Below are 10,996 nucleotides of genomic sequence, written 5' to 3'. Positions count from 1 at the left end.
GCAGGGTCCGGTGGGGCGAGCGGGAGCGGGCGGGAAACGGGTGGGAGCGAGGGAGAGCGGGGACAGTCCGGGCCGTGCCGGGAACAGGCTCTCAGCGGAGCGTGGCCGGGGAGCAAGGCGACTATCGGCCGTCCGGAACGACGGCGCCCCCCGGGCTCCCCGAGGGGAGCGCCCGGGGGCGCTGTCACCGGCGCGAACCGCTGTGCGGCGGCCCGGCCGGACCGAAAGAGCTACGCGTCAGAGGGCGACGCCGAGGAGCGCGTCCACCGCGCGGGAGACCAGCCCCGGCGCCCCCTCGTCCGTGCCGCCGGTCTCCGCCTGGCGCGCGGCCCAGCGGTCGACGGCGGCCAGCGCGGCCGGGGCGTCCAGGTCGTTGGCGAGCGCCTCGCGGATCTCCTCGACCAGGGCGTCGGCCGACGGCCCGTCGGGCCGGGAGACGGCGGCGCGCCAGCGGTCGAGCCGCTCCACGGCCTGGTCGAGCACCTCCTCGGTCCACTCCCAGTCGGCCCGGTAGTGGTGGGCGAGGAGGGCGAGCCGGATCGCGGCGGGGTCGACGCCGTCGCGGCGCAGGGCCGAGACGAAGACGAGGTTGCCCTTGGACTTGGACATCTTCTCGCCGTGCAGCGCGACCATGCCGGCGTGCACGTACGCCTTGGCGTAGGGGTGCTCCCCGGTCAGCGCGTGGGCGTGCGAGGCGCCCATCTCGTGGTGCGGGAAGACGAGGTCGGAGCCGCCGCCCTGGACGTCGAAGCCCATGCCCAGCAGATCGAGGGCGATCGCCACGCACTCGATGTGCCAGCCGGGCCGGCCGCGGCCGAGCGAGGCGCCGTCCCAGCTGGGCTCGCCCTCGCGGGCGGCCATCCACAGCATCGGGTCCAGCGGGTTCTTCTTGCCGGGGCGGTCGGGGTCGCCGCCGCGCTCGGCGGACAGCAGGCGCATGGCCTCGGCGTCGAGGTGGGAGATCTCGCCGAAGTGCGGGTCGGCCTCCACCGAGTAGTAGATGTCGCCGTCGAGCTCGTAGGCGGCGCCGGCGTCCCGGAGCCGCTCGACGAGCGGCACGATGCCGGGTATCGCCTCGACGGCCCCTATGTAGTGGCGCGGGGGGAGCATCCGCAGGGCGGTCATGTCCTCGCGGAACAGCGCGGTCTCGCGCTCGGCGAGCGCGACCCAGTCCAGGCCGTCCCGCTCCGCGCGCACCAGCAGCGGGTCGTCGACATCCGTGACGTTCTGGACGTAGTGCACCTGCCGCTTGGTGTCGAGCCACACGCGCTGCACGAGGTCGAACGCGTTGTAGGTCGCCGCGTGACCGATATGGGTCGCGTCGTACGGGGTGATGCCGCAGACGTAGATGCGGGCGACGGGGCCGGGGGCGAGGGTGATCGCCTCTCCGGTCACGGTGTCGTGGATGCGGAGGTCGCGGCCACTGCCAGGCAGGGCGGGCACCTCTGAAGCGGGCCAGGCATGCATGTCTTGAGCGTAACCGGATGGGTGTTCCGGATACGAACCGGAGGCGGGCGGTTGGCCGAAAACATACGTACCGGGGGGTGGCCGTGGCGTCCCGGACCGCTACAGCGGCGGCCAGGGGATCGCGGGCCACCGGCCCGAGGGGAGCGGGTGCCGCCCGCCGGCCAGCAGCGTGCTCACCCGGACCCGCAGCGCCCCCAGCTCCACCGGAGTGATCAGCTCCGACAGCCGGGCGCCGAGCGGGCCCCCGTCCGCCAGATCCGTACCGAGCCGGCCCAGCGCCTCGACGGCCTCGCCGGGGAGCGGCTCCCCCGCCCACCCCCACAGCAGGGTGCGCAGCTTGTCCTCCGCGTTGAAGGTGACCCCGTGGTCGATGGCGTACAGCCGCCCGTCGGCCGTGGGCAGCAGATGGCCGCCCTTGCGGTCGGCGTTGTTGAGCACGGCGTCCAGGACGGCCAGCCGGCGCAGCCGGGGGTCGTCGGCGTGCACCAGCAGGGCCGTGCGGCCGCCGCCCAGCTCGGCCGGCCCGACGGCCTTCCAGCCGGGGCCGGCCTCCTCGCCCTCCACGAGCGCCAGCAGCTCCGCCGCCGGATCGGCCTCGATCCACAGCTGGCACATGCCCTCGCCGTACGGCCCGTCCCTCAGCACCGTGGGCGGGACCAGGTCCCAGCCGGTGGCCTCGGAGACCTCGTACGCGGCGACCTCACGGCGGGCGAGGGTGCCGTCGGGGAAGTCCCACAGCGGCCGCTCGCCCGCGACCGGCTTGTAGACGCAGGAGGCGGTGACCCCGTCGAGTTCGACGGCGCAGTACAGCACCGCGTTGGACGCCTCCCGGACCCGGCCGCGCACGGTGAGCTCGCCGTACGAGAGCAGCTCCCGGGCGGCGGCACCGGCCGGGGGCGCCGCGGGTGCGGGCACCGGCACGGGTGCGGTCCCCGGGGACGCCGGCCCCGGAGGGGCGGACGCGGGGGGCGTCACACCCCCCGGCGGTATCCGTTCTGGCGCGGGCATACGTGTCCCTCCGGGTCGAGCGGCAGACTGCACAGCGGGCACGGCGGGCGGCCGGCGTTGACCACTTCCAGCGCCCGCTTGGCGAACGCCCTGGCCATGGTGCCGGTGAGCCGTACGCGCAGCATCGGCGGGCCGTGCTCGTCGTCCTGGAGCAGCCGCTCCTCGGCCGCCGCCAGGTCCTCTTCGGTCTCGGCCTCCAGTTCGACGAGCGCCTGGGCCTCCACCACCATGCGCTGCCCCTCGGCGTCCCAGGCGAGGGCCATCGTGCCGACCCGGAACTCCTCCTCGACGGGCACGTCCAGCGGGGCGGTGTCCGCGAGCTCGGCGGGCGCCACGGCGGGTACGGGCGCGTTGCCGCCGGTGCGCCGCACGACCTCGTCCAGGAGTTCGTCGATGCGCTGGGCGAGGGCGGCGACCTGGGTCTTCTCCAGGGAGACGGTGGTGGTGCGGCCGGCCCCTGACGCCTGGAGGAAGAAGGTTCGGCGGCCAGGCAGCCCGACCGTGCCCGCGACGAAGCGGTCCGGGGGGTCGTAAAGGAACACCTGACGGGACACGTCCTGCTCCATTGTGAATCGACTACGGATGGATACCCCAGGGGGCGCGAAGGGCGGCGATCGGCTCGACGGTCCTCGCGATCCGGGTGATCAGTGGCTCGGCCTGCGGCGCGTCCACCCTACTGCGCGGGGCGATCACGGTGCCCCCGCGCCACCGCCCACGGCGGCGTCGCTGTCGCCGCCCGGCCGCTCGGTCCCGTTCGGGGCGAGCGTGCCGAGTTCCCCGGTGTCCCCCAGCCGGAGGAGGAAGGGCCGCAGCGGCGTGTAGCGGATGACGCTGATCGAGCAGGGGTCGACGGAGATCCGCTGGAAGAGGTCGAGGTGCATGCCGAGGGCGTCGGCGACGATCGCCTTGATGATGTCCCCGTGGGTGCACATCAGAAAGACCGCCTCGGGCCCGTGCTCCGCCTCGATCCGCGCGTTCCAGTCGCGCACCGCGTCCACGGCACGGGCCTGCATGGTCCGCACGGACTCGCCCTCGGCGCCGGGGAAGACGGCGGCGGACGGGTGGCGCTGGACGACGGTCCACAGCGGCTCGTCCTTGAGCTCGGCGAGCTTGCGGCCGGTCCAGTCGCCGTACCGGCACTCGCCGATCCGGTCGTCGGTGTGCGCCGCCAGCTCCGGCCGGGCGGCCAGCAGCGGCTGGAGGGTCTCCTGGCAGCGCCGCAGCGGGCTGACGACGGCGGCGGCGAGCGGGACGCCCGCCAGCCGCCCGGGCAGCGCGGCCGCCTGGGCGGTGCCGCGTTCGTCCAGGGCGACGCCCGGCGTCCACCCCGCGAGCAGTCCCGAGGTATTGGCGGTGGAGCGCCCATGCCGTACGAGGATCAAGGTGGCCATGGATGCCACCCTACGGGCCGACGCAAACGTCTTCTGCGGCATGTCCACCCGAACCGGGGGCAGAATGCCCCGCGTGATCGTGGACTGCGCCATTTACCGTGACGGCCATCGCACCGAGGGCCCGTCCGACTTCTCCGACGCCCTCGACCAGGCACGCGCCGAGGGCGACTCGTTCCTGTGGATCGGGTTGCACGAACCGACGGAGAAGGAGTTCGAGCTCGTCAGCAGCGAGTTCGCCCTGCACCCCCTGGCGGTGGAGGACGCGCTCAAGGCCCACCAGCGGCCCAAGCTGGAGGTGTACGACGACTCGCTGTTCCTGGTGCTCAAGCCGGTGGTGTACGACGACACGCTGTCCCGGGTGGGCACCGGGGAGCTGATGGTGTTCGTGGGCGACTCGTTCGTGGTGACCGTGCGGCACGGGGAGGGCGCCCCGCTCGCCCAGGTGCGCCGGCGCCTGGAGGAGGAGCCGGAGGTGCTCCGGCACGGCCCCACGGCGGTGATGTACGCGGTGAGCGACGCGGTGGTGGACCACTACATCGAGGTCGCCGGCGAGCTCCAGGTGGACCTGGAGGAGCTGGAGGCCGAGGTGTTCGCCCCGCAGGGCGGCGACTCCAAGGGTTCCGCGGCCCGGATCTACGAGTTCAAGCGCCAGGTGCTGGAGTTCCGCCGGGCGGCCGGGCCGCTGACCGAGCCGATGTCCCGGCTCTCGGGGGCCGGGGTGCCGTTCGTGGACGAGGACTCCCGGCCCTTCTTCCGCGACGTCGGCGACCACCTCACCCGGGCCACCGAGACCGTGGACGGCATGGACCGGCTGCTCTCCGACATCCTCGCCGCGCATCTCGCGCAGATGGGGGTGCGGCAGAACGACGACATGCGGAAGATCTCCGCGTGGGCCGCCATGGCGGCCGTGCCCACGATGGTCGCCGGGGTCTACGGCATGAACTTCGACCACATGCCGGAGCTGCACCAGGTGTGGGGCTATCCGTCGGTGATGGTGGTCATGGTGGGCGCGGTGCTCGGCCTCTACCGGATGTTCAAGCGGCGCGGCTGGCTCTGAGGAAGACGCCGATCGATTTCGAGCTCCGTTCGACGCCGGACCGATCGAGCCCCCGCCGGTGAGCGCACGGCCTGAGGTCTCCCTTGACCTCGACTTCGGTTCAGGTTCTAGCGTGACGTTCCACGCAGCACGAGTGGCGGCCACGGATGGGCCGGACCACTGCAACCGGGGAGCGACTTTGATGAACACCGCCTCAGAACGAACCGATGCCCAGCCGGCCGTGACCGTGATCGGTCTGGGCGAGATGGGCTTCGCACTCGCCGGCGCATTCCTGGATGGCGGGCACCCGACCACGGTGTGGAACCGTACCTCGGAGAAGGCCGATCCTCTGGTCGCCAGGGGGGCCGAGCGGGCCGCGACTGTCCGCGACGCCGTTGCCGCCAGTCCTCTTGTGGTGGTCAGCGTGAAGGGGAATGCGACGGCCCGCGCGATTCTGGAATCGTCGGGCGACGTGCTCTCCGGCCGCTCCGTGCTCAACCTCACGGATGGGACGTCCGCAGAGGCCAGGGCCGTGGCCGAGTGGGTCGGGGACCAAGGCGCGCGGTATCTCCATGGGCAGATCATGACGATCGCTCCGGGCGTCGGGGGAGCGGAGACGGTGATCTTCTACGGCGGTTCCGACGCCGTGTTCAACCACTTCCGTACGACGCTCCAGCTCATCGGGGGCCGGGGAACGCTGGTCTCGGCCGACGCCGGCGTGCCGGCCCTGTACGGAATGGCCGTGCACGGCACCATGTGGGGCGCGCTCAACGGATTCCTGCACGCCGCCGCTCTGCTGTCCAGCGAAGGCATCGAGATGAAGCGGTTCCTGGACGACGCCGGCCCGTCCGTTGCCGCACTGCTGGCGTCCTTCCCGATGATCGCCGACGAGGTCGACCGTGGTGAGTACGCGACGCAGTACGGAGCGCTCCAGCACCACCGGCCCTCGGTCGAGGACCTGGTCCGCGAGAGCGGGGCACGGAACATCGACGTCGAATTCCCCGGCTACACCCTCGGCCTCGTGAACAAGGCCGTGGAAGACGGCCATGCCGATGACAGCTACTCGCGTCTGATCGAGTACTTCAGGAAGCGTTGACTACGGGTGGACGGCGCTGCCCGCTGAACGAAGACGCCGTTGCTCCCGGAGCTCATAACCCGGCTCCTGGTGGCGGCCCGCGGGGCGCGACCACCAGGAGCCGGGCGTTCCCCCGGATCAGGCGAACTCGGGCGCGGGCCCCTCCCCCGGCTCCGGGGCGCGGCCGCCGAGCGCGTTCCGCCGCTCGGGCATCCGCAAGGTGACCATCCGCCGCCAGCCGCCGGCCAGCTCGACGGCGTACACGCCCCGGATGCCCAGGGCCAGCGCCGCCGCCTTCGCCCGCGGCCAGCGCAGGATGCGGCCCATGTGCCCCATCACGGCCAGGCTCACATCGCGGTGGACGCGGATCTCCGCGAGGGCGCTCTCCCGCAGCACCCGCCGGATGAGGGGGCCGTGGCCCTCGGCCGCCAGCCGCAGCAGCTCCTCGTGGCAGTAGGCGAGGTGGTTGTCCTCGTCGTTGGAGATCATCCTGACCGCGCGGCCCACGTCGGGGTGGTCGCCGAAGTACTTCTTCAGCATCACCATCTGGTCGGCGGCGCGCTGTTCGGTCACCCGGCTGTGGCAGAGGTAGACGACGATGTCCCGCTCGGTGAGCGGCTCGTCGCGGCGCAGCTTCTCATGGGCCAGCCCGATGCCCCGGCGCTCCAGCAGCATGGTGTAGTCGGTCTCCGGCGGGACGGGCACCGGGTCGAGACCGCGCTTGCGCAGCAGGGCGTTGAAGAGCCGGCCGTGCTTGTCCTCGTCGGCCCCGTGTCGGGCGATCTTGGGGCCGAGGTCGCGCCGGCTCTCCGGAACCAGGGCCGCGATGCGGCCGTTCTCCCAGCCGCCCTGCGCCTCCCCGCTGGCGGCGATGGAGCAGAACAGCCGGAACGCCTCGTCGTCGTCGAGGATCTCCTGGAACAGGCTTCGGGCCGAGAGCATGACTGCACCTCCGTAACGGACGGACATCCGTAAAAGAAGAGTCAAATGGGCTGGGAGGTGCGAGGCAACACGCACGTGGGACAACTGCGCCGAACGGTGGACTCCGGGGCACAGCCGAGCGCGTAACCGACCGGCCCACCGGGGCGTTGTGCTGCGTGACGGCCGTGGCGGGGAAGACCCCCGAGCCCCCACCACGGCCGCGGACTCCCCGGCTCCGCGCGGTCCGCGCCCCTCGCGGCGGGCCGTCGGCCTTCCCGCGCCACCGAGTCCCGCGGCCCTGCCTGGGTAGGGTGATCCCGAGGCCGGAGGGGGTTGTGAGACGGGTGGGCAGGTTCAGCAGGGCGGCACGCATCCCCACCCAGCGACGGCTGGGGCCCGCGGGGTCGGACTGGTCGCCGCATCAGCGGCTGGACGACGCCGCGCGCGCCTATTTCCTGCACGCGGACGTGGCGCTGGAGGCCATCACCGGGGTGCTGGGCCGGCGCCGGGTGCGCGGCTTCACCCTGGAGCGGGTGGTCGACCTCACCGAGACCGGCGCCTCGGTCTGGCAGGAGGCGGCCGTCTGCGACGGCCGGCGGCTGATCCTGTGGCACAGCGAGGAGGTCTCCGACGACGGCTCCCCCGGCGGCACGATCCTGGACTCCTCCGTGCAGGTGCTGCCGCTGGGCGCCATCCGCCATGTGGGGATGCGCACGCTGGTGGGGCGGGACGCGGCGGGGCGCCGGATCGAGCGAGGCGTGCATCTCGTCCTGGCGACCGGCACGCCGCACGAGCTCCAGCCGGTGCCCGGCGGCGACCCGGACGCGCCGATCGCCGCGGCCCGCTTCCGGCCGGAGGCGTTCCGGTTCAGCAAGTCGCTGGACGACGGCGGGCCGGGACAGATCGCCCGGCTGATCGCCTTCGGCCGGCTGATGGGACGGCTGATCCCGGGCTGAGCGCGCGGGCCCGGCGCGTACGGCGGTCCGCCGCGCCGGAGACGTACGAGACGGGTCGCCGCGCCCGGGGACGCAACCGACCGGGCGCGCGCCGTGGGGCACGCGCCCGGCCGTCATGCCGAGCTCCGGCGCTCACGCCGGCCCGGCCCGCCGGTTACGCCAGTCCCGCGCGCTCCAGGGCGGCGACGCCCGCGCGGAGCGAGGCGATGCGCTCGTCCAGCGTGAAGCCCGCCGGGCTGAGGGTGAGCGTGGTGACGCCGACCTCCGCGTACGCCCGCATCCGGTCCGCGACCCGCTCCACGGGGCCGAGCAGGCACGTGGAGTCGATGAGGTCGTACGGCACCGCCGCCGCGGCGCCCGCCTTGTCGCCGGCCAGGTACTTGTCCTGGATCTCCGCCGCTTCCTTCTCGTAGCCCATGCGCTGGGCCAGCTTGTTGTAGAAGTTCTGCTTCCGGCTGCCCATGCCGCCGATGTACAGGGCGGCGTACGGGCGGAAGTGGTCCGCGAGCGCGACCGGGTCGTCACCGATGGCCAGCGGCACGGTGGGAACCAGGTCGAAGCCCTCCATGGTCAGGCCCGCCTTCTCCCGGCCGGCGCGCAGCGGGTCCACGGTGAGCGCGGCGTGCTCGGGGGCGAAGTGCACCACCAGCGCGCCGTCGGCGATCTCGCCGGTCTGCTCCAGGTTCTTGGGGCCGATCGCCGCGATGTAGAGCGGGATGTGCTCCCGCACGGGGTGCACGGTGAGCTTGAGCGGCTTGCCCGGGCCGCCCGGCAGCGGCAGCGTCCAGTTCTCGCCCTCGTGGGAGAGCCGCTCGCGCGACATCGCCTTGCGGATGATCTCCACGTACTCGCGGGTGCGGGCGAGCGGCTTGTCGAACCGCACGCCGTACCAGCCCTCGGAGACCTGCGGCCCCGACACGCCCAGGCCCAGCCGGAACCGGCCGCCGGAGAGCGAGTCCAGGGTGGCGGCGGTCATGGCCGTCATCGCCGGCGTGCGGGCCGGGATCTGGAAGATGGCGGAGCCGACGTCGATCCGCTCGGTCTGGGCGGCGACCCAGGAGAGCACGGTCGCGGCGTCGGAGCCGTAGGCCTCGGCGGCCCAGCAGACGGCGTAGCCGAGCCGGTCCGCCTCGCGGGCGACGGCGAGGTTGTCGGCGTCCATCCCGGCACCCCAGTAGCCGAGGTTGATCCCGAGCCGCATGACGCTCCCCTTACTGGTCAGTAATGTCTGGTGTGCGGGACTCTAGCGCGCGCCGGGGCAATCCGTCAGTGGGGTGTTGTCCACAGGCCGCCAGCGGCGGCGCCGCGGCAAGTAATCTCGACGGTCATGGAGCAGAGGCACCTCGGCCGCACGGGCCTGCGGGTATCGCGGATCGGTCTCGGCACCCTGACCTGGGGGCGGGACACCGATGAGCACGACGCCGCGGACCAGCTCAAGACGTTCTGGGAGGCCGGGGGGACGCTGATCGACACGGCGGATGTGTACGCCGACGGCGGCGCGGAGTATCTGCTCGGGCAGCTCCTGGAGGACCTGGTGCCCCGCCGGGACCTCGTCATCGCCACCAAGGCGGGCAGCGTGCCCGACCCCGACCGCCGCTTCGACTGCTCCCGCGGCCATCTGCTGGCCGCCCTGGACGCCTCCCTCGACCGGCTGGGGACGGACTACGTCGACCTCTGGCAGATCCACGCGTTCGATCCGCTCACCCCGCTGGAGGAGACGCTCCAGGCGCTGGACATCGCGGTCACCAGCGGGCGGGCCCGCTATGTGGGGGTGTCCAACTTCTGCGGCTGGCAGCTCGCCAAGGCCGCCACCTGGCAGCTCGCCGGCGCGGGCGTCGGGCGCACCCGGCTGGCCTCGACGCAGATGGAGTACTCCCTGCTCCAGCGGGGCGTGGAGCGCGAGGTGCTGCCCGCGGCGCTCGACCTGGGTGTCGGGCTGCTGCCGTGCTCGCCCCTCGGGCGAGGGGTGCTGACGGGCAAGTACCGGCACGCCACACCGGCGGACTCCAGGGGCGCGAGCGACCAGCTCGCGCCCTTCGTCGAGCCGTACCTGGACGAGGCGGCGAGCCGGATCGTCGACGCGGTCGCCACGGCGGCCGACGGGCTGGCGGCCACGTCGCTCCAGGTGGCCCTGGCGTGGGTGCGGGACCGCCCCGGCGTCGCCGCGCCGATCGTCGGCGCGCGCAACGCGCTCCAGCTCACGGCCGCGCTGTCAGTGGAGGCGCTTACGCTTCCTGACGAGATCCGCCGGGCTCTCGACGATGTGTCGGCGCCCGTGCACCGCTATCCCGACCAGGACTGGAGCACGCTGTGACCAACCGCCTCGCCGGCGAGGCCGCGGAGGACCCCTCGCGGGGGGCGACCGAGGAGCCCCCGGGCGCGCCGCAGGGCGCGCCTGCCGAAGCGTCCCCGCGGGGCGCCGCCGCCGACGCGCCCGCGGCGCGCGGCCCCGCGGACGCCGAGGCGCCGGACGCCCCGGACGCCCCCGAGGACGGCGACCGGCCCGCCGCGGACGGCGAGAGCGCCGAGGCGGCGCCCGGGGACGGCCCCGGCCCCGGGCCGACCGACGCCGTTGGCGGCGCGGCAACGGTCGAGGCCGAGGCAGCCACAGGCCAGGCGAACGGCTCGGCGCCCGACGGCGAAACCGCCCCGGGGGCCGTCGACCGACCCGAGGACGGGCCCGCGGCCCGTGGCTCCGCCGCCGACGCCGCCCCGGCGGACGTATCCGGGAACGGCACGGCGAACGGCCCGCTCGGCGGCGACCGGCCCGCCGCGGAGGGCGAGAGCGCCGAGGCGGCGCCCGAGGGCGACGCCGGCCCAGGGCGGGCCGACGCCCCCGGTGGCGCGGCGACGGGCGAAGCCGCCGCGGGCCAGGCGAACGGCTCTGCGGCCGACGGCGATTCCGGGCAGGCCGGGGACGAGCAGGCCGGCGGACGGGAGAATGCCTCAGACACCGCGGGCGCCGCGCGGGCAAAGGTCGAGGCGGGGCGGAAACTTGGTGGGAAGGCCGCCGAGTTGCTGGCCGCCGTGCGGGCCGTGGAGAGCGGGGAGCGACCCGCCGGGTCGTTCTTCACCGCGCCGCCGCCCGCCCGCCGGAGCTTGCCCGCCTCGTTGCGCGGCAGCGCGGCCACGAACGCGTACG

The 10,996-nt window shown here is 73.8% G+C and carries 10 protein-coding genes and 1 pseudogene; 5 read left to right on the top strand and 6 right to left on the bottom strand.

Annotated elements, in window-relative coordinates; genetic code table 11:
• Positions 1 to 237: 237 nt before the first annotated feature.
• The 4 genes from mshC to ACSNOD_RS22005 form a co-directional block, all read right to left on the bottom strand.
• A complete protein-coding gene (gene mshC / locus ACSNOD_RS22020; protein ID WP_436768732.1) occupies positions 238 to 1,467 on the bottom strand; it encodes a cysteine--1-D-myo-inosityl 2-amino-2-deoxy-alpha-D-glucopyranoside ligase in 1,230 nt (409 codons plus the stop codon).
• Positions 1,468 to 1,566: 99 nt separating this feature from the next.
• Positions 1,567 to 2,475: an SCO1664 family protein gene (locus tag ACSNOD_RS22015; protein WP_436768731.1), complete on the bottom strand. Its 909-nt coding sequence runs from the start codon at positions 2,473 to 2,475 to the stop codon at positions 1,567 to 1,569.
• A complete protein-coding gene (locus ACSNOD_RS22010) occupies positions 2,439 to 3,029 on the bottom strand; it encodes a DUF3090 domain-containing protein (RefSeq protein ID WP_436768730.1) in 591 nt (196 codons plus the stop codon). The genes ACSNOD_RS22015 and ACSNOD_RS22010 overlap by 37 nt, the downstream gene beginning before the upstream one ends.
• 135 nt (positions 3,030 to 3,164) lie before the next feature.
• Positions 3,165 to 3,866: a histidine phosphatase family protein gene (locus tag ACSNOD_RS22005; RefSeq protein ID WP_436768729.1), complete on the bottom strand. Its 702-nt coding sequence runs from the start codon at positions 3,864 to 3,866 to the stop codon at positions 3,165 to 3,167.
• A gap of 64 nt (positions 3,867 to 3,930) precedes the next feature.
• On the opposite strand from ACSNOD_RS22005, the gene corA reads away from it, so the two are divergent.
• Both corA and ACSNOD_RS21995 read left to right on the top strand, forming a co-directional pair.
• Positions 3,931 to 4,923 carry a magnesium/cobalt transporter CorA gene (gene corA / locus ACSNOD_RS22000; protein ID WP_436768733.1) on the top strand — a complete coding sequence of 331 codons (993 nt, stop codon included), beginning with the start codon at positions 3,931 to 3,933 and terminating at the stop codon, positions 4,921 to 4,923.
• Positions 4,924 to 5,104: 181 nt separating this feature from the next.
• Entirely contained in the window at positions 5,105 to 5,998 is an 894-nt protein-coding gene (locus ACSNOD_RS21995; RefSeq protein WP_436768728.1) for an NAD(P)-dependent oxidoreductase, read from the top strand.
• A 117-nt stretch (positions 5,999 to 6,115) separates the two neighbouring features.
• Here the strand turns inward: ACSNOD_RS21995 and ACSNOD_RS21990 are convergent, their stop codons facing one another.
• Positions 6,116 to 6,919, bottom strand: a complete 804-nt coding sequence (locus tag ACSNOD_RS21990; RefSeq protein ID WP_436768727.1) for a ferritin-like domain-containing protein — start codon at positions 6,917 to 6,919, stop codon at positions 6,116 to 6,118.
• 323 nt (positions 6,920 to 7,242) lie between these two features.
• On the opposite strand from ACSNOD_RS21990, the gene ACSNOD_RS21985 reads away from it, so the two are divergent.
• Entirely contained in the window at positions 7,243 to 7,854 is a 612-nt protein-coding gene (locus ACSNOD_RS21985; protein WP_436768726.1) for a hypothetical protein, read from the top strand.
• 154 nt (positions 7,855 to 8,008) lie between these two features.
• On the opposite strand, the gene ACSNOD_RS21980 is transcribed toward ACSNOD_RS21985, so the two are convergent.
• Positions 8,009 to 9,055 carry an LLM class F420-dependent oxidoreductase gene (locus ACSNOD_RS21980; RefSeq protein ID WP_436768725.1) on the bottom strand — a complete coding sequence of 349 codons (1,047 nt, stop codon included), beginning with the start codon at positions 9,053 to 9,055 and terminating at the stop codon, positions 8,009 to 8,011.
• Positions 9,056 to 9,181: 126 nt separating this feature from the next.
• Between ACSNOD_RS21980 and ACSNOD_RS21975 the strand changes: the two genes are divergently transcribed.
• Complete coding sequence (locus ACSNOD_RS21975) at positions 9,182 to 10,168, top strand: aldo/keto reductase (protein ID WP_436768724.1); 987 nt, start codon at positions 9,182 to 9,184, stop codon at positions 10,166 to 10,168.
• Positions 10,165 to 10,996: pseudogene (locus tag ACSNOD_RS21970) on the top strand (hypothetical protein); the annotation flags it as partial. The gene ACSNOD_RS21975 and the pseudogene ACSNOD_RS21970, both read left to right, overlap by 4 nt.

The sequence above is a fragment of the Streptomyces sp. URMC 123 genome (genome assembly GCF_051386515.1).
GTDB lineage: Bacteria > Actinomycetota > Actinomycetes > Streptomycetales > Streptomycetaceae > Streptomyces.
Note: the sequence above shows the minus strand (reverse complement) of the source record. Positions and strands in the feature narration are given on the sequence as shown.

Bases quoted from the DNA above. Each gene is read 5' to 3' on its own strand.
- mshC (WP_436768732.1), bottom strand. From the start codon at position 1,467: ATGCATGCCTGGCCCGCTTCAGAGGTGCCCGCCCTGCCTGGCAGTGGC.
- corA (WP_436768733.1), top strand. From the start codon at position 3,931: ATGCCCCGCGTGATCGTGGACTGCGCCATTTACCGTGACGGCCATCGC.
- ACSNOD_RS22005 (WP_436768729.1), bottom strand. From the start codon at position 3,866: ATGGCCACCTTGATCCTCGTACGGCATGGGCGCTCCACCGCCAATACC.
- ACSNOD_RS21980 (WP_436768725.1), bottom strand. From the start codon at position 9,055: ATGCGGCTCGGGATCAACCTCGGCTACTGGGGTGCCGGGATGGACGCC.
- ACSNOD_RS21995 (WP_436768728.1), top strand. From the start codon at position 5,105: ATGAACACCGCCTCAGAACGAACCGATGCCCAGCCGGCCGTGACCGTG.
- ACSNOD_RS21990 (WP_436768727.1), bottom strand. From the start codon at position 6,919: ATGCTCTCGGCCCGAAGCCTGTTCCAGGAGATCCTCGACGACGACGAG.
- ACSNOD_RS22015 (WP_436768731.1), bottom strand. From the start codon at position 2,475: ATGCCCGCGCCAGAACGGATACCGCCGGGGGGTGTGACGCCCCCCGCG.
- ACSNOD_RS21975 (WP_436768724.1), top strand. From the start codon at position 9,182: ATGGAGCAGAGGCACCTCGGCCGCACGGGCCTGCGGGTATCGCGGATC.